The sequence below is a fragment of the Paenibacillus sp. FSL R5-0701 genome, from assembly GCF_037973995.1.
Lineage (GTDB): Bacteria > Bacillota > Bacilli > Paenibacillales > Paenibacillaceae > Paenibacillus.
In genome coordinates this window covers 5,223,732-5,246,346 of sequence record NZ_CP150230.1, presented here as the reverse complement: position 1 = coordinate 5,246,346, position 22,615 = coordinate 5,223,732, and the positions used below count along the sequence as shown (strand labels likewise).

20 protein-coding genes are annotated in these 22,615 nt (G+C 46.7%); 11 read left to right on the top strand and 9 right to left on the bottom strand.

Annotated features, from left to right (window positions below; genetic code table 11):
• The first annotated feature begins 4 nt into the window (after positions 1-4).
• Entirely contained in the window at positions 5-2,062 is a 2,058-nt protein-coding gene (locus tag MKZ13_RS23155) for a methyl-accepting chemotaxis protein (RefSeq protein WP_339178525.1), read from the top strand.
• 99 nt (positions 2,063-2,161) lie between these two features.
• Here the strand turns inward: MKZ13_RS23155 and MKZ13_RS23150 are convergent, their stop codons facing one another.
• The 6 genes from MKZ13_RS23150 to MKZ13_RS23125 all read right to left on the bottom strand — a co-directional run bounded on the left by MKZ13_RS23150 (position 2,162) and on the right by MKZ13_RS23125 (position 8,773).
• A complete protein-coding gene (locus tag MKZ13_RS23150) occupies positions 2,162-2,548 on the bottom strand; it encodes a Rid family hydrolase (RefSeq protein ID WP_339178523.1) in 387 nt (128 codons plus the stop codon).
• Positions 2,549-2,567: 19 nt separating this feature from the next.
• The gene (locus MKZ13_RS23145; RefSeq protein ID WP_221824565.1) at positions 2,568-3,944 is read right to left on the bottom strand and encodes an amidase; all 1,377 of its coding nucleotides are present in this window, start codon (positions 3,942-3,944) and stop codon (positions 2,568-2,570) included.
• A 193-nt stretch (positions 3,945-4,137) separates the two neighbouring features.
• Positions 4,138-5,169 carry an ABC transporter substrate-binding protein gene (locus MKZ13_RS23140; RefSeq protein ID WP_221824564.1) on the bottom strand — a complete coding sequence of 344 codons (1,032 nt, stop codon included), beginning with the start codon at positions 5,167-5,169 and terminating at the stop codon, positions 4,138-4,140.
• Between the two features lie 34 nt (positions 5,170-5,203).
• Positions 5,204-6,076 (bottom strand): ABC transporter permease, encoded by an 873-nt coding sequence (locus MKZ13_RS23135; RefSeq protein ID WP_221824563.1) that lies wholly within the window; start codon positions 6,074-6,076, stop codon positions 5,204-5,206.
• Positions 6,076-6,852 (bottom strand): ABC transporter ATP-binding protein, encoded by a 777-nt coding sequence (locus MKZ13_RS23130; RefSeq protein WP_221824562.1) that lies wholly within the window; start codon positions 6,850-6,852, stop codon positions 6,076-6,078. Before MKZ13_RS23130 ends, MKZ13_RS23135 begins: the two co-directional genes overlap by 1 nt.
• A gap of 241 nt (positions 6,853-7,093) precedes the next feature.
• Positions 7,094-8,773, bottom strand: coding sequence for a PucR family transcriptional regulator ligand-binding domain-containing protein (locus tag MKZ13_RS23125; protein WP_339178517.1), 1,680 nt, complete (start codon positions 8,771-8,773; stop codon positions 7,094-7,096).
• A 351-nt stretch (positions 8,774-9,124) separates the two neighbouring features.
• On the opposite strand from MKZ13_RS23125, the gene MKZ13_RS23120 reads away from it, so the two are divergent.
• From MKZ13_RS23120 to MKZ13_RS23105, 4 genes are all read left to right on the top strand, one after another.
• Positions 9,125-10,150, top strand: coding sequence for a hypothetical protein (locus MKZ13_RS23120; RefSeq protein ID WP_339178515.1), 1,026 nt, complete (start codon positions 9,125-9,127; stop codon positions 10,148-10,150).
• 341 nt (positions 10,151-10,491) lie between these two features.
• On the top strand, positions 10,492-11,025 hold the full coding sequence (locus MKZ13_RS23115; RefSeq protein WP_339178513.1) for a hypothetical protein: 534 nt from the start codon (positions 10,492-10,494) through the stop codon (positions 11,023-11,025).
• Positions 10,964-11,839 carry an AbfB domain-containing protein gene (locus tag MKZ13_RS23110; protein ID WP_339178512.1) on the top strand — a complete coding sequence of 292 codons (876 nt, stop codon included), beginning with the start codon at positions 10,964-10,966 and terminating at the stop codon, positions 11,837-11,839. The genes MKZ13_RS23115 and MKZ13_RS23110 overlap by 62 nt, the downstream gene beginning before the upstream one ends.
• A 40-nt stretch (positions 11,840-11,879) precedes the next feature.
• Entirely contained in the window at positions 11,880-13,724 is a 1,845-nt protein-coding gene (locus MKZ13_RS23105) for an RICIN domain-containing protein (RefSeq protein WP_339178510.1), read from the top strand.
• 132 nt (positions 13,725-13,856) lie between these two features.
• Here the strand turns inward: MKZ13_RS23105 and solA are convergent, their stop codons facing one another.
• Entirely contained in the window at positions 13,857-14,993 is a 1,137-nt protein-coding gene (solA, locus tag MKZ13_RS23100; RefSeq protein WP_339178508.1) for an N-methyl-L-tryptophan oxidase, read from the bottom strand.
• A gap of 165 nt (positions 14,994-15,158) precedes the next feature.
• Here solA and MKZ13_RS23095 point away from each other — a divergent pair, with 165 nt between their 5' ends.
• From MKZ13_RS23095 to MKZ13_RS23070, 6 genes are all read left to right on the top strand, one after another.
• Entirely contained in the window at positions 15,159-15,716 is a 558-nt protein-coding gene (locus MKZ13_RS23095; protein ID WP_339178505.1) for a GNAT family protein, read from the top strand.
• A gap of 110 nt (positions 15,717-15,826) precedes the next feature.
• Positions 15,827-16,582: an exodeoxyribonuclease III gene (locus tag MKZ13_RS23090; protein WP_221824554.1), complete on the top strand. Its 756-nt coding sequence runs from the start codon at positions 15,827-15,829 to the stop codon at positions 16,580-16,582.
• A 234-nt stretch (positions 16,583-16,816) separates the two neighbouring features.
• Positions 16,817-17,800 carry an alpha/beta hydrolase gene (locus MKZ13_RS23085; RefSeq protein ID WP_339178502.1) on the top strand — a complete coding sequence of 328 codons (984 nt, stop codon included), beginning with the start codon at positions 16,817-16,819 and terminating at the stop codon, positions 17,798-17,800.
• 47 nt (positions 17,801-17,847) lie between these two features.
• Positions 17,848-17,994, top strand: a complete 147-nt coding sequence (locus tag MKZ13_RS23080) for a hypothetical protein (protein WP_339178500.1) — start codon at positions 17,848-17,850, stop codon at positions 17,992-17,994.
• Between the two features lie 32 nt (positions 17,995-18,026).
• The gene (locus tag MKZ13_RS23075; RefSeq protein WP_237177095.1) at positions 18,027-18,605 is read left to right on the top strand and encodes a hypothetical protein; all 579 of its coding nucleotides are present in this window, start codon (positions 18,027-18,029) and stop codon (positions 18,603-18,605) included.
• 206 nt (positions 18,606-18,811) lie between these two features.
• Positions 18,812-19,795 (top strand): diaminopimelate dehydrogenase, encoded by a 984-nt coding sequence (locus tag MKZ13_RS23070; RefSeq protein WP_074096058.1) that lies wholly within the window; start codon positions 18,812-18,814, stop codon positions 19,793-19,795.
• A gap of 162 nt (positions 19,796-19,957) precedes the next feature.
• On the opposite strand, the gene MKZ13_RS23065 is transcribed toward MKZ13_RS23070, so the two are convergent.
• Positions 19,958-20,812 carry a pentapeptide repeat-containing protein gene (locus MKZ13_RS23065; RefSeq protein ID WP_221824546.1) on the bottom strand — a complete coding sequence of 285 codons (855 nt, stop codon included), beginning with the start codon at positions 20,810-20,812 and terminating at the stop codon, positions 19,958-19,960.
• Positions 20,813-20,967: 155 nt separating this feature from the next.
• The gene (gene gdhA / locus MKZ13_RS23060) at positions 20,968-22,353 is read right to left on the bottom strand and encodes an NADP-specific glutamate dehydrogenase (protein WP_221824545.1); all 1,386 of its coding nucleotides are present in this window, start codon (positions 22,351-22,353) and stop codon (positions 20,968-20,970) included.
• Between the last annotated feature and the right edge of the window lie 262 nt (positions 22,354-22,615).

Here is a 22,615-nt window from a genome sequence, read left to right as displayed (position 1 = left end):
AATCATGGTATTTAGCAAGGCAAGAGAACGCATGCGCAACATGTCGTTCAGAGTCAAACTACCACTTATGATCAGTCTGCTGGTGTGTATCGTACTGGCGGTAACTGCGGTAGTGTGTTACAGCGTAGCGGCAGTTATTACACTCGACAAAAGTAAAGATGAAATTAAGGCAACCTCGGATCGGGTGGGGGCAGGGTTGTATGCTTCACTAAGTTTGGAAGAACAATCCACCTTTCTGATCACAACACATCGTACCTTCCAGGATCTGCTGGAGATTCGGAATACGGATGGGCAGGAAGGTGAGAACTTTTTCTCGGAAAACAATGAACTGCTGGATAAGGCAAGTGGTATTCTCGCGGACAGTCTGGCAGGTATGGAAGGTAACAACAGTCTGATTTTGTTGGATCGGAATGGCATTATTATTGCAGCGAATGATCCGGCAGTTATCAAGGCGGAACGCGGAGATCGGGCATATTTCCAAGAAGCAATTCAGGGTAAAAACGTGATTAGTGAAGGGATTGTAGCCAAGTCCTCAGGACAACTTGGTACGGCTTTTGCCATGCCAATCTACAATGAGAATCAAGAAGTACAGGGAGTGCTCGTATCTGCGGCATCCACCTCGTTCTTCGTTAATCAGCTACAAAATATCAATATTAATGATGAGGGAAAAGTGATCATTTTGGACCGTGTAGGTACGGTCATCTACGATTCAGCGGATGAGAAATTGGCAGGCCAGAAGATGGAGTCCGGCGAATACCAATCATTGATTGATCTTGCTCCAAACGCTGAACTACAGCAAGGGGAGATTAGCACAGATGAGAAAGTGGCGTATTACTCCAAAATTCCAAGATCCGACTGGACCGTCGTTGTTGAAGATAAAATGAGTGATGTGCAGAAGCCTTTGCGTGCGATGGCAAAACAGATGTATATTGTTCTGTTTAGTGCGATTGCGGTTTCCGTCGTAGCCGGTATCCTGATCTCTTTGCTGGTAACCAGACCAATTACAAGACTAACTGTGTTGTTCAGACAGCTTGCGGGCGGCGACCTGACGGTGCAGGCTCAAGGTAAATATAGCGGAGAATTCAAACAATTGGTGGACAGCTTCAATACCATGGCAGCAGGCAATAAACAGCTGATCTCCAGCATGAACCATTCCATCGGTATCCTGAAAACAAGTACATCCGAGCTGGAACAGTCCACTCAGCAAACTTCGACCACGATTGCCGAAACAACGACAACAGCATTTGAGATTTCACGAGCTATGGAGTCCCAGGCGAACGATACGGGAGCCATTGTGGACAAATTCATGAATGTGGGTAACAAGATTGCGAACGTGAATGGAATGTCGCAGGCAGTGAAGTTCAAGGCAGATGAAATTACGGATGCTTTCCAAAATAATCATGAAGTTATTGATGCACTCATTGCGGTGAACGGGCAGAACGAGATTGAAGTTGGCAACATCTCCAAAATTACAGTGCAACTCGCCGAAAGTTCCTCGGGCATTCACCAGATTACAGGAACGATTGCCGAGATCGCAAATCAGACGAAATTACTTGCGTTGAATGCTTCAATCGAGGCGGCGAGAGCTGGTGATCAGGGACGTGGCTTCGCCGTCGTTGCTTCTGAGATTCGCAAGCTGGCAGAGCAGACGACAGCTCAATCGGAGGATATCAACCGAATCGTAATGCAGACCATTGATCACGTGGAGCAGAATAACCGAAGTGTTCAGGCTATTGAAGCGATTGCGGAACAGCATAAGAGCAGCGTTAGCCAGACGAAGGAGACATTCAATTTTGTCACCGAGAATATGAATGAGATGATGAGCCAGGTTCAGGCTATTGCCACGGAGATCGAATCGATTGAACGTGATAAGGATGACGTCATTGGAGCTGCACAGAACTTGTCTGCTTCCGGTGAAGAGGTGTCGGCTTCTGTTGAGGAAGTCACAGCAACCATGCAGGAACAGTCCGGCATGACTGAACATTTGACAGATATGGTGCAGAGAATTGATGAACTGACCAAACAACTTGCCGAGGAATCATCTCGCTTCAAAACAACATAGGAATACGAAAAGAAACCCGTTTTTCTAAAGAGAACCGCGTTTCTAGACAAAGAGAGCACCTGTACCCATCTATGGCTACAGGTGCTCTTTGGTGATGTGTTACTCTCCTCGAATGGAAGGCGCATACGCCAACACTTCCATCTCGATTAAATAAGGGCCTAACCCGCTAAATACGGTAATGCGGGCGGGATAGGGCTGCTTAATCATTCGCGCATACACTTCGTTGTATTCGGACTGATCCTCGACTCGGGCCAGATGAGTGGTTACCTTCACAATATGATCAAGTGTAAGTCCGGCTTCTTGCAGGATCACCTTAATATTACGAATACACTGCTCAGTCTGCTCCTTAATGCCGCCGATAGGCTCAAGCGTCTGTGGATCGACACCTACTTGACCTGCGACGTAGACTAAATCTCCTGCGCGGACAGCATGGGAGAAAGGAAGTGGGAACTTGGGTGCTGCACTTGCATGTATGATGGTAGACATCGTAGCGGTCATTCCTTTCCTAATGAGTGTGTATGATTGGTGTTAACTGATGCCAGTTCGTAGCCTGCTGATAATGATGAGCAATGGACAACAAGCGGTCTTCTCGCATAAGTGGACCAGCAAGCTGCATGCCGATAGGTAATGGCTTCCCTGAGGTGGTATCAAACCCGATGGGTACGGTGATGGACGGTAGACCCGTATTGGTGAACGGTCCGTTGAAAATCGGGCTGCCCGTCTTGTAGCCATATGGGGCCACATAGGGTGTTGATGGAGTCAATAACACATCCACTTCATCGAACAACAACATCATCTCGCTCCGGAATATCGTTCGGATACGTTGTGCCTGTAAATAATCAACGGCACGCGTCTGGTAACCGAGCTCAAGCTGCTCCCGCATCGTGTGGCCGTAACGATCAGAGGCTTCCGCGAAGCGTTCCTGATGGAAGGCGGCAGCTTCTGCCCGCATAACCGTACGATGAGCAGCAATGGTCTCTTCCATATAAGAAGGCAGGTCAACTTTCTTCCATTGCATGCCCAGCTTCTCAAGCACAGCGATTGCCGACTCTACCGCTAACAAGATCGCTGGTTCATCGGTTTGGAAGAAGTTGCTCGGGAGACCGATCACCATTTCTGAAATAGGATGCTCAAGAGCATTTTTTAAGTCTGGCTTGCCATAAGGAAGCGTGAAGGAGTCCAGCTCATCTTGCCCGGCCATTGATTCCAGAACGATTGCGTTATCTTGTGCGGATCGAGTGAAGGCGCCAATATGATCCAGGCTCCAACTGGCTGTAATGACACCATTACGGCTAACCCTGCCGTAAGTGGGTTTCATACAGGTTAATCCGTTGTAAGCTGCGGGTCTAAGCAGAGATCCAAAGGTCTGTGTTCCGAGTGTGAAGGAAGCCATGCCTGCCGCTACTGCAGCGGCAGAGCCGGAGCTGGAACCGCCTGGGGTATGTTCTAGATTCCATGGGTTGCGGGTTGGCGGTTCTCCTCCCTGAAAGGCATATTCCGTCGTTGTTGTCTTGCCGAGCAGGATAGCGCCTGCAGCTTGCAACTTATTAATCACAGTTGCATTCGTTCCAGGTACGAAGTCTGGAAAGGTACTTGATCCGGCCGAGGTGCGTATGCCAGCGGTATGGATAATGTCTTTGGCTCCATAGGGAATGCCGTGCAGAGGACCGAGATATTCGTCATTCATCAGTTTTTGTTCAGACTCTCTTGCGGCCTGCAAAGCCTGTTCGGCGGTGACCGTAACGAAGGCTTGCACAGCAGGCTCTACTTTCTCAATGCGATTCAAATAGGATTTTGTAAGCTCGACAGGAGATATCAACTTATTTTTAATCAGTGTTGCGGCTTCAGCAATCGTCAGCTCGTTAAGTGGTTTCGTAATCATCGCAGAGGCACGCTCCTATGTGGGGGATTGGGCCCTACTTCTTCTGGCAACTTGAAGTTTCGAATCAGCTCCAAGTCTGCTGTAAATAGGGCAAGCTCCTCGCTTGTAATAACTCCGTCTGCATATTTGGTGCTTTCTGTACGGCGGTGTGTGAGATAGTCGTCCTGGTTCAGAGTAATCACCCTTTCTCTCTCTATTTGGTGGTGAAGCTTGAATCGATAATCTCCTCGTAAGCGAGGTCTTCCTTCAGATTGCCGATGAAGCGTTGCATATCGATTGCGGTCTCGAAGGCCGATTCATTGATGAGTCCTTCCGCAGGATATACCTTGCTGTCGATCATGCGTTGTACCGCTTGCTCCACGACGTTTTTGTCCAGATTCGGGAATTCCTTCACGGCAACTGCTTTTGCGCCTTCAGGATTCGATTGAATGTAGTCCAGGGCTTGCTCAATAGAGGTAACGAAGCGCTGGGTGAGATCAGGATTCTTTTCAATGAAACTTGCGGTTGTATTCATCGTTGCAAAGGCGAAGTCAGGATAATCCTTCGTGAAATCATGGACAATATGCAGTCCCTCAGCAATGCCTTGATCCAGCTGCGGCTCGTAAACGATAGCAATGTCAGCTTTGCCTGCTAATACAGCACCAAGCTCGGAACCATTCTGAACCTCAGTAATCGTCACGTCCTTGTCAATATCGATGTTGTTGTCAGCGAATAACTTCCGCAGTAAGCTGTTGGAACTTGTAGGTGCCAAGCCCACAACGATGGTTTTACCTTTGAAATCTGCTGTCGAGTTCACGGTTACGCCTTCTCGCGCAACTGCCCATACTGGAGCGCTACCCGATAGAAGAACCAGTGAGCGAGCATCTCCGCCCTTTGCATTAGCAAATGCGACATGCTCAGGACCGTGGAAGGAGAACGCAGACTCGCCTGAGATCACCGAAGACAATGCCGTTGGACCACTTCCGGCAGCACGGATGGAAGATAGCTCAATACGATTCTCCTTTAGAAAACCTTGGTTGTTCGCTACATACAAGGGAAGGTAGAGCAGGTTGTGATAAACTTCGGACACCATAATTTTGTCTACCTGCGTATTTGCTTGCCCCCCGCTATCAGATGCACCTGCGCCACTCGCAGGTGTTGTGGCATTGCTGCCGCATGCACTGAGCAGTGAAGTCAATATAACCGTCATGGTTGCTAGAAAAGCTATCTTTTTGAATGTACGCATTAGTCATCAGTCCCCTTTAATCGTTGTAGGTCAGCTATACAGATGTGGATTTGCTGCTGGTCTTGTTGTCATTCCATGGAAGGAGACGGGATTCAATATAACCGACACAGGTGTAGAGGAGCATGGCGACCAGCATAAGCATGAACACGCCGACCCATACGGCCGGAAGGTTGAACAGGTTACCTTCGACGAATACCATGTGTCCAAGTCCTTTATCTGAAGAGATGAATTCTCCACCTACGACAGATACCAATGCCAAACCGATATTGATCCGGAAGGCTGAGATGATCCATGGCAGAGAGGAAGGAACGATAATTTTGCGGAAAATTTGTGATTTCTTTGCACCGAAGGATTTCATCAGATTAATCTGGGATTCGTCGATTTGATGAGTCGCTTGGTAGGCGGATAATAGCGCTACGATAAATGTTGCTACGGAGGCCAGAGCAATCTTGGAGAAGATGCCTGAACCAAACCAGATGATAATCATAGGAGCTAGGGCAATCTTCGGGATGCCGTTCATGGCTACAATGAATGGATCGAGCACACGGGCAACGGACTTGGAATACCACATGAGCAGTCCTGCCAATGAGCCGATTAAGCTTCCGGCTACGAATCCGATAACGGTGGCATTCACCGTTGCAAACGCGTCTGTAAGCAGTTGCCCTGAGCTGGCCATCGTGATGGCGGCATCAAGAATGGCGCTTGGTGATCCCATGAGGAAACCGTTAACCATTTCCAAGCGAACGGCGGATTCCCATATCACTAGGATGACCGCAACAATAATGAACCGCCACAGCATCGTCATCAGCCATTCTTTGGAGAAGGTAGACTGTCTGCGTTTGCTCTTGCTCTTCGTAACTCCAGCAGGCTTTCCGGCAAGGGTAACTTCAGGTGATGTGCTCTTCATTAGCTGATCCTCCCCATTTGGATATCAAGCTCTGACCAGATCGATTCAAAATACTGCTTGAACTTGTGGTCGGAGCGGGCTTTCAGTGCTGAGCCATATTGCGAGGCGAGACCAATGTCATACACCTGCTTCACGGTTGTTGGTCTTTTACTCATAACGGCAATGCGGTCGGAGATGGCAATCGCTTCCTCGATGTCATGTGTGATCAGGACGCCTGTCTTGCCCTCGGATTTCAGGATAGACAAGATCTCATCTTCCAGAATGAGTCTGGTCTGATAATCAAGTGCGGAGAAGGGTTCGTCCAGTAATATAATATCGGGCTGGGTAACGAGGGTACGAATGAGGGCTACACGTTGGCGCATACCGCCTGATAGTGTAGAGGGATAGGCTCCTGCGAATGAAGCTAGGCCATAACGATCCAGATAATCCATGGCAATATCGCCGCGATCCTTTTTGGACATGCCCTTCACTTCCAAGCCTAGCGTGACATTGTCCAGGATGCTTCTCCAAGGAAGTAACAGGTCCTTCTGCATCATATAACCGACATGACCGGTGGTCTGATCGATCTCTTCGCCACAGACGATAACCTTGCCATTTGTTGGCTTAAGCAGACCTGCGATAATGTTGAAAATCGTACTTTTGCCGCAACCGCTCGGTCCCACGATACTGAAGAATTCCTGTTTCTTGATTTGCATCGAAACCTCAGCCAGGACCTGAATATCTTCTCCGGTTGCACTGACAAATGATTTGGATACGCCTTGTATCTGTATAGCCATGATAGGTAGCCCCTTTCCTACAGCCTGATGTTTTTTCGTTTCTTGATGTGATTTGATGTTAATTAACATGACATTAATGAATATATTCCTAATCATATAGACTGTTTGCATCATTGTCATTAGTTACTCTGAACATAAAAATAGAATTAAATCAGTTAAAATGCACAAATGAAGATTGAACATGAATTGAATATGAAAAGGAAACAAAAGAACGTGTCATTATACATGACACATTCTCGGTTTAAGACGTATGATTAGCTTCACTAGGAGCTGGATTAACATTCAGAAGGGACTCAAGTGCGAAGGCAAGTCGGAAGCGAAGGCTCTCCATCGGGTCCTTAATGTTCCTGCCGGTTAGTTTCTCGCATTTCTCCAATCTATAGATCACGGTATTGCGATGTACGAACAGCTCTTTCGCCGTATCGACGATCTGGCAGTGATTCTCATAGAAGGAGGACAAGGTTTTCATAAGCTCGTTACGCTCGTTTGGATCTCGGTCGTTGAAGGGCTTAAAGGTTTCGTGATGGAACTGCAGCATCTCATCGTGGGGAATCATACGCAAAAGACGGCTTATATCCATGGTTTGATAGGAATGAGCGAAGCGGGTCTTTCGCATCTGATAGCCGGACTGGAGCGCCTTGACTGCTTCTTTGTAGGAGAGTCCAATATCCAATACATTCGTGTAGGAATTACCTATGCCGAAGGATAGGCTGAGCTGCGACTCTGTATACAGATTGCTCGCCATCCGCTCAAGCTGCTGAACCACGGTGTGTTCGTCCCAAGACGATTCGGCCAAAAAGACAAGTATGCCGAACTGGTCGTTCTTTGTGAACATGACAAAGGAGAGATCCAATCGGGCAAATTCCTGTTTAATCAGCTCATAATTAGCATCTCGTTCCGAGATGAACCGCTCTTCCCCGGAGGATGTAGAGTTTTGCTTAGATATGCCCGCTAAGGATTCATCCTTTTTGGCGATGATGAGAACGGAACTGCCTTTGGTTTGCAGCCCATATTTCTTGCCGCGATGCAGCGCTTCTTGTTCCGAACGAATGAAGCCTTGAATGAGATCGGAGAAATATTCATTTTTGTACCGGCGGGAGCGCTCCTTGACGGCTTGCTTCTTGGTTAACTCCAGACCGATCACATTGACGGCTTGTTCCAGTGCCAGAGTGGAGAGCTTAGAGCTTGCGGAACTGTCGTATAGTGAGATCAAATAACCCTCGTGCCGATCCGTGAAGATGGGATGAAGTTCAGCATGTCGATATTTATCAGCAGTAAGTAGACAGATCGAGATTGCGGTGTGGAAGGAAGGGTGCTCATCAATAAATGTCAGTAAGGGCGCGGCGAGAGACTGGTGATCCATCTGTTGTGCATAATGGGAGCTTGCCGTAATCTGCTTCTTCGAACCAAGCAGAAGTACAGGTGAGGATAGCAACTGAGACAACGTATCTACGATGGATGGTATGCCTTTTCCCTGCATCACCATCGTGGAAAATTGCTTGTGAATAGATAAGGCGTAGTGCAACTCATGGGTTTTGTTCTGAAGGATGGCACTGATCGAATGTTGAAATATCTCACCGAGTGTATTGTCTATCTCCGACAGCTCAATGATTGGGAAGCCCAGTCTGTTGGCTGTCTCAAGCAGTTGCGGAGATAATTCAAGAGAGAAACGCTGTGTCTTGACAGCAAGCGCTGCACAACCAATTGCATGCATGTCTGTAATGAATGCAAGATGCGCATCGGGGCGGTCCTTCAGGATATAACCGTTGGTCAGCAGCATATCTCCCGGCTTCAGGAATTGGACAATATCTGGTGCGTCCATAATATTAATCGATTGCACCAAGCGATCAAGGCCGCGATGTCCGGCGATAACCTTTGCGCTGGAGAGAATGGGGATAGTCAATAACTGTTGCAGATCCATCTTCAACCCACTCGCTTTCATAATAATATGTTATAAAATCTAACATTAAGTGAGGTGGGCGTAAAGAAGAGTTTGAATAAAGAGGCTAAAGGATATCGTATTTTAAGCATGTTGCAAAGTGCCGAGGATGTTCTTTTGTAAATATAGTATACGGTCCCAGATTGAAAATACACTTGTAGTATAACTATTTGAAATGTGATGATGACAGATATCTAATGTACTACACTGCGCTTTAGTTGTTCAATTATGAAAGCCTTTTCATTATAGGGTAAATTCTGATATGATAGAAAAAAATTGGTCTAAATTAAATATTTAGTAATAAATCTAGCGGATTAAGAAAGGAAGATAAGGATGCCAACAGAAAAAGGGTTACCGATTAAATATCCAATGATTACTTCACTTCCTGCGTTTGCAAACATGACTGCTATTCTTAGCACTCAAGAAGACGTTTTTTTTCCGTGGTTTTGTCATAATCATGTCCAGCTAGTAGCCTGGGAGACTCCAGAGGTTTACATACAATTTTATACGCCTGTTTTTAGAGAATACTATCGATTGTTTGAATTACACCACTACCATAAGAAGGTTTTAGTAAAGTGGTGTGACGATATAACACAGTTTATTATTGATGCAATTGATGAAGACAATTATGTATATTTAAGCATAGATCAATACTACATTGCTGCCTATGATAATTTTGGAAAAGTGCATGCCCCGCATGATATGTTGATCTATGGATATAACAAAGAAAAACAAATGTTTTACGTAGCTGATTTTTTTAATTCCAAATATTCGTTCTCAGAAGCAAATTTTGATAGCATTAACGAAGCATTTGTAAGTCCTCATTCTGAGGGAGAATGGTTCAGAGGAGTTCAGCTTTTGCAATTTAATGAACGAAAAAGTGAGTTCAAGTTTGATCTGGGTTATCTGATTAAACAGTTGCATGACTATATAAATGAAACAAAATCCTCTAACGATTATAAGTTGGTTGAAGAACCTGGAAAAGATACAGATGCTTGGGGAATAGGAGTTTATCGTTTTTTAAGAGAACATATTACAAAGACTGCTTTATTTGAATTTAGTCTGATTAGATCTCTTCATTTGCTCTTTGACCATAAAGAAGTGATGTTGAGAAGTTTGGTTTATCTCGATGAGAAAAAGTATATTACTAGATTTGATATTCATGAGAAGGCTTACAGAGAGATTAAACAGATGTGCTTAATTCTTAGAAATTTATGTATAAAGCACAGAATTTCAGAAAAAACAATTCATATAAAAAAAATAATTGAATTAATTGAGAAGATTGAGAAGGAGGAACGGATGGCAGTTCAGGAACTGTTATCAGATCTTGAGGAAGTGAGATTAACCTATCTAAAGTAGATTGAATTAAATATCTTTGATAAATACAAGAAAGGTGAACTCTCTCGTGCAGAGATCACCTTTTTTATTTTCTTAATAACCAAACTCATTTTAACTTCAATTGAATGATGTTAAGTATGTTATACTCTCCCTTCGTTACAGTTCCTACGGATGAATCGCCGATATTCGGCTGGAGTACAAGAAAAGTGCTTCTTAAAAATACTCGTAAACTGAGAATTTGAAATATACCCGATGGCAGTCGTGAGGTGTTGATCTTCAGGGGCAGTCCCAGGTACGCTCTGTCTTTGGTAATACAGTAAGGTATTCCTCTGTTCATCACTCATGGATAAGGAGATGACCCAATGTTGACGAAGAAGGAAGAGGGGATAGGAATAGGAGCAGGAAAGTCCAATGGTTTCAAGGCCGGAATGATTCTGCTGCTTGGAACATTACTGCTATTAACCATGTTATTCCCTAATACAGCCAGAGCAGCGACAAGTGTATATACGATATCAGCCTTTACGAACACAAGTGAGTCCAATATGTATATCTATGAATCCTATAATGCGACCCACTATGGTTTGCTAAAAGGGCCAGCCTATACACCTCCGGCCGATCTGATCCGCGATCCCAGCATCATGAAGCACACAGATGGTCTATATTACGTTGTCTACACCACGAACTGGTCGGGTAACACCATCGGCATCGCCTCCAGCCCGGATAAAGTAAACTGGACATTTGTCCGTAATATTACATTATCCACACCTACCACAATTGCACACACCTGGGCACCAGAAATGGTTCAAAGACAGCAACGGCAGTCTGAACATTATCGTGTCCCTCTCACCAGGCAACTATCAGAATTTCAAACCTTATGTACTCACAGCTTCAGGTAGCAATCTAACATCTACCTCATGGTCTGCACCTACTGAACTGGCAGGCATTGCTCCCAATTATATCGACACTTTTATCGTGAAGACAGGCTCAACCTATCATGCTTTTACCAAGAACGAGACCACCAAATACATTGAATATGCGACATCCACCTCGCTAACGGGTCCTTATACCTTTAAAGGCGCAGGGGATTGGGCAGGTTGGGGTTCTTGGGTGGAAGGCCCGGCGCTTGTTCAGCTGGATAATGGCTCCTGGCGAATCTACTTTGACGGCTATGCAACACAAAAATATTATTACAGCGACTCTGCTGACAACTTCCAGACTTGGGGTGCCAAACAAGAGATTGCAGGTCTTACCGGACTCGTCCGGCATATGACCGTATTGAAAGAGTCTGGACAACCGGGTGATATCTGCAAGCTGGGGTCATTCAATGTGCCGGGCAGCTTCATTCGTCATTACAACTATCAGGCACGGATTGATGCGAGTGTCAGTCCGGCGGAGGATGCACAATTCCGTATCGTACCCGGGCTGTCGAATGTAACAGGCATTTCGTTTGAGTCCATGAATTATCCAGGTTATTTCCTGCGCAATAATAATGGCAGCATCACACTTGTGAAAAATGACGGCAGCCCTTCGTTCGGAAATGACGCCACGTTCAAACGTATAAATGGACTTGCTAACGCCAGTTGGACATCGTATACCTCGTTCAGTAACCCGAACCTGTACCTGAGACATTATAATAATGTGCTGAAACTGGAATCTGTCGTTACCGCACTCGATAAGTCAGACGCGACCTTCCGAGAGGTTGCACAATAATAGGTGTTCGTGTTCCGAAAAATTCTAAGGAGTGAAGCGGATGAAGTGGTTAAAACGAATGAGCTCGCTGCTGCTGGCAGGAAGTCTGCTAACAGGCAGTTTGGGACTGGGGACAGAGGTATCTGCTGCGGGAGCTTACACGGCTGTTGCCGATCCATCGAAGCAATACCAGACGATGGAAGGATGGGGAACATCGCTCGCGTGGTGGGGCAAAGTGGTAGGAGAATACTCCAACCGGGATGAGTATGTGGAGAAAATATTCAACGCAAATACCGGACTGGGTTTGAACATCCTGCGGTATAACATTGGAGGCGGGGATAATCCATCGTCCAATATTCTCGAATATCGCAAAGCCGTTCCTGGTTACCAGCCTTCTCCCGGCGTGTATGACTGGAATGCAGATGCAAACCAACGATATATGCTGCAAGCTGCCAAAGCTCAAGGCGTGGATGTCATCGAAGCTTTTGCGAATTCCGCACCTTACTGGATGACCATCAGTGGCAATGTGTCGGGTGCAGCGAATGGAGGGAATAACCTCAAGCCTGAGTATGTTGATGATTTTGCCGATTATCTGACTGAGGTCGTGAAGCATTTCCGGGATAACTGGGGGATCACATTCGATAGCGTAACTCCGCTCAATGAACCGATCTCGACGTGGTGGAAGCAGGGCAATGATCAGGAGGGCATGCACTTTGACCGGGCGGATCAGAACACGATTCTGAGTCAATTACAAGCTTCGTTGAATGCAAAGGGCCTGTCCACAAAGTTGAGCGCACCGGAAGAATATAGTATCGATGATACCAATGTATCATTCAACAGCTACAGCACCGCGGTGAAATCAGCAATCAGTCAGATCAACACCCATACGTATGGCGGAAGCAATCGTACTGCTTTGCGCAACACCGCGACGTCTGCGGGCAAACATCTGTGGACCTCGGAATATGGAGACGGAGATGCAAGCGGACTTACCATGTCACGTACCATCCTCAAGGATATTCGCAATATGGGCGCAAGTGGATGGGTGTATTGGCAAGCCGTCGATAGTGCAGAAGGATGGGGATTCTTCAAGAACGTGTTGAACAATACGCAAACGACCAGTTACACGGTGAACCAAAAATATTATGTCATGGGCAATTACAGCAAATTTATTCGTCCTGGATACAAGATTATCGGCATGAGTGATGCCAATACCCTTGCAGCCTATGATGCAGCTTCCGGCAAAGTTGTACTGGTTACAACCAATTCGGAATCGACGGATACAACGGTAACCTATGATCTAAGTCGTTTTACTAACACAGGCACGTCTGCTCAAGTATACCGGACTTCTTCAACAGAGAAGTTGCAGCAACTGACTAATATTTCGGTGCAAAACAAAACCTTTACCGCTACGGCCAAGGCCAATTCGGTCACAACCTACGTCATTTCCGGTGCAACTTATAATGGTGGTACAGGATATGAAGCTGGGGCCATCTACAAATTAATCAACCGCAACAGTGGACTTGCACTCGATGTTAACGGTGCTTCTTCTACGGGTGGGGCAACAATCATTCAGTGGAATGATAATGGAGCAGCGAACCAGCAGTGGAAGCTGGAGTCGGCAGGTAACGGATATTACAACATCCGCAATGTGGGTAGTGGGCTTTTACTGGATGTGAATTCAAGTTCTACACAAGGCGGAGCCGCTCTGATTCAGTGGCAGGATAACGGGGGCAACAATCAGCAATGGCTGCCCATTGATGTGGGAGGAGATGTGGTACTTGCGAATCGAAACAGTGGCCTGACGGTTGACATCAATCAAGGGTCTCTGACCGCGGGTGCCTCGACGATTCAGTGGGCCGACAATGGCGGAGCCAATCAGCAATGGAGCCTAATCAAAGTTAATTAGTGTGAGTTGGCATGAGCTAACGTTCGTACGTGTCCTTCTTTCTTGGAGGAGGCGCAGTGCTCTAAGCAACACTGCACCCTCTAAGAAAGTAGCTATTTTAGACATACATATATTCATCCACCCAGCTGGTACTTAACGAAAACGGGATAGGGTGAACCTGCTAATATCCTGATCCGTGTGCCCCGTTTGCACCAAGTCGGATAGAATCTGCCCAATGGCACTTGCGAATTTGAAGCCATGACCGGAGAAACCGCCAGCCAGCCACACACGCTCATGGGCAGGGTGTCGGTCGATAATAAAATCTTCATCCGAAGTGAATTCATACTTGCACACACTACCACGTTTCAATTCTCCAGCTGCCTGAGGCATATGAAGTTCGAGCAGCCTGCGCAGATCACCCTCGTCCGTTTCTTCCGTACCAAAAGGAGCCATCGTACTTCCTGGTGTCCACACCTGGCCCGTATCATGACGACCCATCTTCAGACCTGATCCGCCAATGCTTGGAAATCCATAATATGTACCTTCCTTTCCTGCCAGTGTAAAACCGGGGAAGTGTTCCTCGCCGTACAAAGCTTCTGGTGCATCAAACCATCCAACCGTTTTACGCACTGCCTGGATCGGGAGATCCACGAAAGGTTTCAATGTCTGAAACCAGGCACCAGCGCTCAGGATGATTTGATTCGCGTGGTAGGTCTCACCACCTGAAGTTTGAACTGCGACGGAATGTGGTCCGTATTCAATATGCTCTACCCGAGTGTGAGTTAACAAGGTGGCACCATGAGTCTCGGCTGCTTTGCGGTAGGCACGAATACAGGGTTCACTATACAGATAACCCGCATCCGGTTCATACATGCCCTCGTAGTGTTCAGGTACGGTAATACCTGGCCAGCGTTTCATCACCTCGGCTGCGTGCAACGTTTCATACCGAATGCCTGCATCATCTGCATGGCTCAATCGGTTGTGGAAGGAATGAATCTCTGGATCAACCACATTTATTACACCGGAAGGAACAAATAGTTGATCGTCCACCGTTTCCTCCAGCTCGTGCCATAACTTCTGTGCGAGTAATGCCATGGCAATATAGTCAGGCCCACCACTGTACACATGGCGCATCAGTCTGGTATCCCCGTGATGACTTCCTTCCGTATGCGGAGGATCAAAGGCATCAATTAATAAAGTTTTGCATCCACTGCGTGATAGATAATATCCTGCACTCATACCCATGGAGCCGGCTCCAACGATAATAACGTCATATGATGGTGTGGTCATGGTTCCGCCTCCTAGTCTATTTCCAATGTTAGTCTTCTAAAGCATAATGTAGTCTCCCCACTTTTAATAGTCAATACAACAGCTTATAGAGAAGAGAGAGATGTTAATAGAACATATTAATAGTAAAATGGACTTCTACAATGAATGTTGCAAAGGAGACCAAGCATGAGTGAGCCATTTAGGTTTGATCTATTTCCATTAATTCAGACAGAACGATTCATCCTCCGGTCAGCCGAGACTGGAGACAGCCATGATCTGTTGGAGTTATATTCCGATGAAGCTGTGGTTCAATATATGCCATTCACTCCTTTTGAATCCGTGGAGGATGCACAGGGTGAGATGAGCTGGTATACGAAGATTTTCAAGGAACACACAGGATTACGCTGGATGATTGAAGACCGTGAAACTAGTAAAGTGATCGGAACCTGTGGGTTCCTGAACTATGAAGATGTACATAACCGTGCAGAGATCGGATACGACCTGCGTTCCTCTTTCTGGGGCCGCGGTGTTATGACTGAAGTGGCCCGTGCTGTGTTACATTTTGGATTCACAAGCATGCAGCTCAACAAGATTGAAGCAAAGGTTGAACCGGAGAACGAGGCGTCGATTCGCCTGTTACACAAGCTTGATTTTCAACAGGAAGGTGTACTGCGGCAGCATGAGTATGAGAAAGGCAGATATATTGACCTTGCGGTGTTCTCGAAGTTACGAAGCGAAAAATAGGCAAGCTAGCCTCATAAGGATTCCAATAACTCCATCTCAGCCCAAATCCGTAAGGCTTGTCCCCCGGAATGGGCCCATGCTATATTGGAGAGATGTGAGGAGATGAGGATATGAAGCTGGTGTCCTGGAATGTGAATGGCTTAAGGGCATGTGTGACCAAAGGATTCATGGATTATTATCAGGAGAGTCAGGCGGACATTTTCTGCCTTCAGGAGACCAAATTGCAAGCCGGGCAGATTGAGATGGAGCTGGGGGAAGATGTTTATCAATATTGGAATTATGCGATCAAAAAAGGATATTCCGGCACGGCTGTATTTAGCCGAATCAAGCCTTTATCCGTTCGTTACGGGATGGAGGAGGACAGCGAGCCGGAAGGACGTATGATTACACTGGAGTATGATGAGTTTTATCTGGTGAACGTCTATACCCCTAACGCGAAGCGGGATCTGACCCGGCTGCCTTACCGTCTGGAATGGGAGGATCGATTCCGGGGATACATTCTGCAACTGGAGCAGACCAAGCCGGTTATCGTCTGTGGTGACCTGAATGTGGCTCATCAGGAGATCGATCTGAAGAATCCGAAGCCCAATCTGGGTAATTCCGGATTTACCCTTGAAGAGCGCGGCAAAATGACCGATTTGCTTGCTTCTGGATATGTGGACAGCTTCCGCCATCTGTATCCGGATCGTACGGATGTATACAGCTGGTGGTCTTATATGCCGAAGGTTAGAGAACGGAACGTGGGCTGGCGCATTGATTATTTTCTCGTATCTAATCAATTGGCACCTAAGGTGGCAGATGCGCATATCGACTGCCATGTGATGGGCAGTGATCATTGCCCGGTGGGTCTTACATTGGAACTGTAGGTACAAGGATTATCGTGAGATGGACAGAGGCATGAATTATAAAATATAGGCATAGATGAACTGCAAGTTTCCTAAATGGGAGATTTGCAGTTTTTTTGCGTCACAAGTAGGGGAGGGATACTGGACTTTGGTTGGGGAAAGGACTGGACTCGGGATTGTTTCAATCCCGCTATTTCTTGGGTACGATTGAAGCATACATATATAGATGAACCTTTGGGATAAGGGGTAGAGAAGATGAAGAAGGGGTTACGGAGAGGGTTAAAAGTGCTGGGAGGCATAATGCTTGCCACAGGACTTTTGCTGCTGGCAGGTACAGCGTATGAAGCGTATCAATCCACGCAGGATATGAAGTCCTATCCCCCGCCAGGCAAGTATTATGAAGTGAGTGGTCGCAACATGCACCTCTACACCGCTGGCAAAGGAGAGGTAACCGTGGTGTTTGCCTCAGGCTGGGGTACACCGAATCCATATGTGGATTTCAGTCCGCTATATGACAAGTTGAAATCACAGGTAAAAATTGCGGTATATGATCGGTTCGGGTATGGATACAGCGACTATACGGATGAACCTCGTGATGTTGATACCATCTCGGAAGAGATCCATCAATTGCTGCGCACATCCGGTCAACGTCCACCTTACATTATGGTCGGTCACTCCCTGGGTGCGCTGGAGACACTTCGGTTTGCGCAAAGGTATCCTGATGAGGTAGCCGGCATGGTCATGATCGATGGAGGTAGTCCTGAATATTACAGTACGGTGGAAATGGATACGCCCGAATGGTATTTTACTTCAGTCCGATTCCTGGTTAAAACAGGCATTGCGCGTACATTGCTGCATTCGGATCAGATGATGGCAACACTGGTCATTGACCCGGAGTTGGTTTCTCCGCCGATGAAAAAGGCTGCCACCATTTCTACCCTGAAGCATGCATACAATGACAACGTGATGGATGAGATTCGTCATTCCAAGATCAACGCATTACGTGTGCTGGAGAACAAAAAGGAGTTTCCTTTCCCTCTGACGATCCTGACAGCCGGATCAGATCAACCAAGTGAGGGGAGTCGGGCATGGCAGGCAGATCAAGTGAAATTTGCTTCATGGTCCAGACAAGGAACCCAGCAGATTGTCCCTCACGCCGAGCATTACATCCACAACAGTCAACCGGATATTGTCGCTGCCGAGATCATGAAATTAGTGACACCGTCCAGTGACCTATGAGTAACATGATTCCACAAACACATGATGAACAGGAGGAGGAGGGATGGATGAAAAAGTTTAAAGTAATCACCCGCTTCCTGTCCATTCTTGTAGCCAGTTGTCTATTGTCTCTAAGTGTATTATCTGTATCTGTGACATGGGTTAAGAATAACGTTCATGCGGTGCCTGTGATCCAGCCGTTTGAACGTGATTAGCACATGAAACGAAGAAGAAGGGGTGGTAACGGATGGTGAAGAGAAGGAAATATGTATTGGCCTGTGCGGCACTGGCGATGATGGTGGCCTTGAGTGCTTGCAGCAGCGCGGCAGACGAACCGAGTGATACGGAGAAGGTGGACACTGAAGTTTCCTCCGGAACCGGTGAACAAGCGACTGATGAAGGTGCAAGCAAAGCAACTACAAGTACAGTGACCGAAACGGAAGGTACGACTGCACCAGCAGACTCCGATTCAGAAAGCGGTGAGGAAGCGGCTGCTGGAACCAATGAGTTGCCGGAGAATTTGCCAAGTGATTTCCCATTGCCGGAAGATGCAACGATTCGTTTAGCCAATTCTGGTGAGAATGAAGGCAAGCAATCGGCCATGGTGATTTTCTCCACTGAACAAGATATGAAAACCGTATCCCAGCTGTATAAAGAATACTTCAACGCCAAAAAGTTGGCGGATGCGGGTCAGACAATCGATGACAAAAATATTATCATTCAGGGAACCGATCCGGAGACACAGGATGTTTGGTCCTTGATTGGAGGAACATTGGCGGGACAGGAAGGCGTCATTGAACTGACGTTGACCTGGACAGAATCATAAGCAGAAGATAAGGGCTATTTTTCTTTCCTGCTTTCTGCCTTCCTAAAATAACGAATGAACGTCATAATACCTTGCATACGGAGCCGCATTATTGCTGCACCGCTGCAAGGTATTTTTATTTCGAACTGGAAACCTGACAGGTTACATGGTATGTTATATCATTATAAACAGAGTAATAGACAACTATAGAAGAAGACAGGAGAGGATTGAACATGATTAGAGTGGGTATTGTTGGTTACGGTAACTTGGGTAAAGGTGTAGAGAAAGCCATTTCCCAGAACGAGGATCTGGAACTGATTGCTGTGTTTACACGTCGTAATCCGGAGCAGATGGTCGCTGAAAGCACAGAAGTACGTTTTGAGCATATCTCTGCAGCGGAGCAATACATAGGCAAGATTGATGTTATGATCCTCTGTGGTGGTTCTGCAACCGACCTTCCAGAGCAGACACCAGCCATCGCCAAGTTGTTCAATACGGTAGATAGCTTCGATACACATGCGAAGATTCCTGAATTCTACAAAGAAGTTAATGCTGCGGCAGAACAAGGCGGTCACGTAAGTGTCATTTCCACAGGTTGGGACCCAGGCTTGTTCTCCATGAACCGTCTGCTTGCACAGTCCATCCTGCCAGAAGGAAAAGAGTACACGTTCTGGGGCAAAGGTGTGAGCCAAGGCCACTCGGATGCTATTCGTCGTGTTCCAGGCGTTAAGGCGGGTGTACAGTATACTGTACCTGTTGAAGAGGTGATCAACCGCATTCGTGCAGGGGAGACACCAGAGTTGTCTACACGTGAGAAACATCTGCGTCAATGTTATGTGGTAGCAGAAGATGGTGCCAACCAGGATGAGATCCGTGAGACGATTGTATCGATGCCTAACTATTTTGCAGATTACGATACAACGGTAACGTTCATTAGCGAAGAAGAATTGAAATCCGAGCATGAAGGTATGCCGCATGGTGGATTTGTTATTCGCAGTGGGGTTACAGGTGCCGGTCAAAAGCAAATTATTGAATTTGGTCTGAAACTCGACAGCAATCCTGAATTTACAGCAAGCGTACTTGTGGCGTATGCAAGAGCTGCACAACGATTGAGCGTGGAAGGACATAAGGGAGCGAAAACGGTATTTGATATTCCGCTCGGTCACTTGTCTCCGAAATCGGCTGAAGATCTTCGCCGCGACTTGTTATAATTCTGATTCGTTCCAGTGATTTGTATAAAAAACAGCTCGTCCTTGGATGTACAGGACGAGCTGTTTTTTTTGGCTGTTGCTGTACACGATTCATACATTCATATGAATTAGCAGGTATAATCCTGCCTGTATCCCTGCTCGTGCTCTTGTGGAAATGGCGCCCTACACCCAGTGTGAGGGAATGTTAAGATGATCCGGCAACTTGGTATTCACATTACCTTTGGCTGCATTAATCTGGGATTGCGTCAGGAAGATGCCACCTCTCAGGTCTGCATCGCCCAGATCCGTATCCCGCAAGTCCGCGCCAATCCAATCCGCATTTCGTGTATCTGCATTTCGGAGATCGGCTGCGATCATTAAAGCTCCTCGGAAGCTTGCGCCCCGCAGGTCAGCCCCTTTTAAATTGGCACCAAAAAAGTCACTTCCGGTACGTTTTTTACTCTTCTTCGACTTCCCTTGTCCATGAGCGGTGGGGGGGACATTCGCGCGTACCATCTCACTTGCCTGGACCAAGAGTTGATTCACACTGAATCGATAATTGGCGATGTCCAGACGGAGGAGTGCCGCGGGCTCCAGATTGCTCAAGTGCTCAATCTCCTCATATAACTCACCAAATGCCGAGTGAAGGGATGACGTCTCCGGTCTCATCATCATTTCCTTCATATAACTGAGTAACTCGTGAAGTTGTCGCAAGGCAGGCAGACACTCGAACATCTCGTTAGCAGACTCTGGATGATCACGCCAATCTTTGCCCGCGTAGGTCACTTGGGACAGCTTCTGTCCAGCTCCGAAACAGTCGTATACCGTGCAACCTTTGAACCCTTTCTGCCGAAGCTGGGTATGGATACCGCAGCGATTGTCCGTGCGCAGATTGGGACAGGGTGTGCCGCTGGCCTTGTCAAAAGCAAAGTCCGATGACTTGCCATAGGGCAAGGCAACACAGCACAGGCCAAAACACTGCTCGCAATCTGCGCTTAGATGCGGACTCGCAGTGCTGGCAAATGGTTGGTTAGACAATGTAAACACTTCCTTATAATAGTACAAATAGATGGAATTACGTCAGTACCACTTTACCATTGCCTTGCGATTAGAGCAATTGAAGACAAGGAAAAAAGGGCAGTTACCCAAATGGATGGGAACGCCCTTTGATCGTGGAGAATCACGTATATAAATTAAACTACACCTTGAGCGATCATGGAATCCGCTACCTTGAGGAAACCGGCGATATTCGCTCCGGCTACGAGGTTGCCTTCACAGCCATACTCTTCAGCAGCTTCTACACAGCTGGTGTAGATGTTCTTCATGATGTCATGCAGCTTGGCGTCTACTTCTTCAAATGACCAGGACAACCGCATGCTGTTCTGTGACATTTCAAGAGCAGACACGGCTACACCGCCGGCATTAGCCGCTTTGGCTGGACCGAACAGCACGCCTGCACCGTGGAAGACGTCAATGGCGGCCAGGGTGGAAGGCATATTTGCGCCTTCGCCAATGGCCTTCACGCCACCTTTGATTAGAAGGGCCGCAGCTTCTTCATCGATCTCATTTTGCGTTGCACATGGAAGAGCAATATCACAAGGGATGGACCAGATGCCTTCACAGCCTTCGGTATATGTAGCATGCGGATGTTCTTTGATGTATTCGCTGATGCGAAGACGATCAACCTCTTTCAGACGTTTCACGGTATCCAGGTTGATGCCTTGTGGATCGTGTATGTAGCCACCTGAGTCACTACACGCAACGACTGTAGCTCCAAGCTCCTGTGCCTTCTGAATGGCATAGATGGACACATTACCAGAGCCAGAGACAACGACTGTGCTGTCTTGGAAGCTGAGTCCCTTGGATTGCAGCATCTCCTTCACGAAGTACACACAGCCGAAGCCAGTCGCTTCCTTACGTGCCAAGCTTCCTCCGTACAGCAGTCCTTTACCTGTCAATACGCCTGCCACATGTCCGCCATGGATACGTTTGTATTGGCCGAACATATAACCGATTTCCCTTGCGCCTACACCAATGTCACCTGCCGGTACATCGGTATCGGAACCAATATATTTGTACAGTTCAGTCATGAAGCTTTGCGTGAAACGCATGACTTCCAGATCCGATTTTCCTTTGGGATCGAAGTCAGAACCACCTTTACCACCGCCAATAGGCAGACCGGTCAAAGCATTTTTGAAGATCTGTTCGAAGCCAAGGAACTTGATGATGCCCGAGTATACAGAAGGATGGAAGCGAAGTCCGCCTTTGTAAGGGCCAATGGCACTGTTGAATTGCACCCGGAATCCACGGTTAACCTGAACTTTGCCCTGATCATCTACCCATGGGACACGGAATGTGATTACACGTTCGGGTTCAACAAGCTGTTCCAGCAGACTATGGTTCCTATACTTGGGGTGTGCTTCAATAACAGGAATAAGGGAATCCAGAATTTCTTTGACAGCTTGATGGAACTCATCTTCGTGCGGATTTCTGGCGACAACCGACTCATAAACGGAATGAACATATTCTGCGGCAGTAACTTGAACGGACTCTGTAGTTTCTTTTGTTATCGTGGACACTTTTTCGATGCACTCCTTTATTGTGTTAAAGTCTGTAGAGGCTTATTTGCATAAATTGAATAAAAGTTTGTAGTTAAATATACAGGAAAGCAAATAAAAATACGAGATGAAAATTCATAAAATGTTTTTTATGCAGTAATTAAAATGTTCTATGGATCTACCATATGATGTGAAGAATTAAGTTATTAAATGGAAGATATGACCACAAATGATAATAAAAAAGCAAGTTAGACGAATATACTGGATTAAAATATTAGTTTTG

Bases quoted from the DNA above. Each gene is read 5' to 3' on its own strand.
- MKZ13_RS23120 (WP_339178515.1), top strand. From the start codon at position 9,125: ATGCCAACAGAAAAAGGGTTACCGATTAAATATCCAATGATTACTTCA.
- MKZ13_RS23150 (WP_339178523.1), bottom strand. From the start codon at position 2,548: ATGTCTACCATCATACATGCAAGTGCAGCACCCAAGTTCCCACTTCCT.
- MKZ13_RS23145 (WP_221824565.1), bottom strand. From the start codon at position 3,944: ATGATTACGAAACCACTTAACGAGCTGACGATTGCTGAAGCCGCAACA.
- MKZ13_RS23090 (WP_221824554.1), top strand. From the start codon at position 15,827: ATGAAGCTGGTGTCCTGGAATGTGAATGGCTTAAGGGCATGTGTGACC.
- solA (WP_339178508.1), bottom strand. From the start codon at position 14,993: ATGACCACACCATCATATGACGTTATTATCGTTGGAGCCGGCTCCATG.
- MKZ13_RS23115 (WP_339178513.1), top strand. From the start codon at position 10,492: ATGTTGACGAAGAAGGAAGAGGGGATAGGAATAGGAGCAGGAAAGTCC.
- MKZ13_RS23105 (WP_339178510.1), top strand. From the start codon at position 11,880: ATGAAGTGGTTAAAACGAATGAGCTCGCTGCTGCTGGCAGGAAGTCTG.
- MKZ13_RS23135 (WP_221824563.1), bottom strand. From the start codon at position 6,076: ATGAAGAGCACATCACCTGAAGTTACCCTTGCCGGAAAGCCTGCTGGA.
- MKZ13_RS23085 (WP_339178502.1), top strand. From the start codon at position 16,817: ATGAAGAAGGGGTTACGGAGAGGGTTAAAAGTGCTGGGAGGCATAATG.
- MKZ13_RS23125 (WP_339178517.1), bottom strand. From the start codon at position 8,773: ATGGATCTGCAACAGTTATTGACTATCCCCATTCTCTCCAGCGCAAAG.
- MKZ13_RS23155 (WP_339178525.1), top strand. From the start codon at position 5: ATGGTATTTAGCAAGGCAAGAGAACGCATGCGCAACATGTCGTTCAGA.
- MKZ13_RS23095 (WP_339178505.1), top strand. From the start codon at position 15,159: ATGAGTGAGCCATTTAGGTTTGATCTATTTCCATTAATTCAGACAGAA.
- MKZ13_RS23130 (WP_221824562.1), bottom strand. From the start codon at position 6,852: ATGGCTATACAGATACAAGGCGTATCCAAATCATTTGTCAGTGCAACC.
- MKZ13_RS23080 (WP_339178500.1), top strand. From the start codon at position 17,848: ATGAAAAAGTTTAAAGTAATCACCCGCTTCCTGTCCATTCTTGTAGCC.
- MKZ13_RS23075 (WP_237177095.1), top strand. From the start codon at position 18,027: ATGGTGAAGAGAAGGAAATATGTATTGGCCTGTGCGGCACTGGCGATG.
- MKZ13_RS23140 (WP_221824564.1), bottom strand. From the start codon at position 5,169: ATGCGTACATTCAAAAAGATAGCTTTTCTAGCAACCATGACGGTTATA.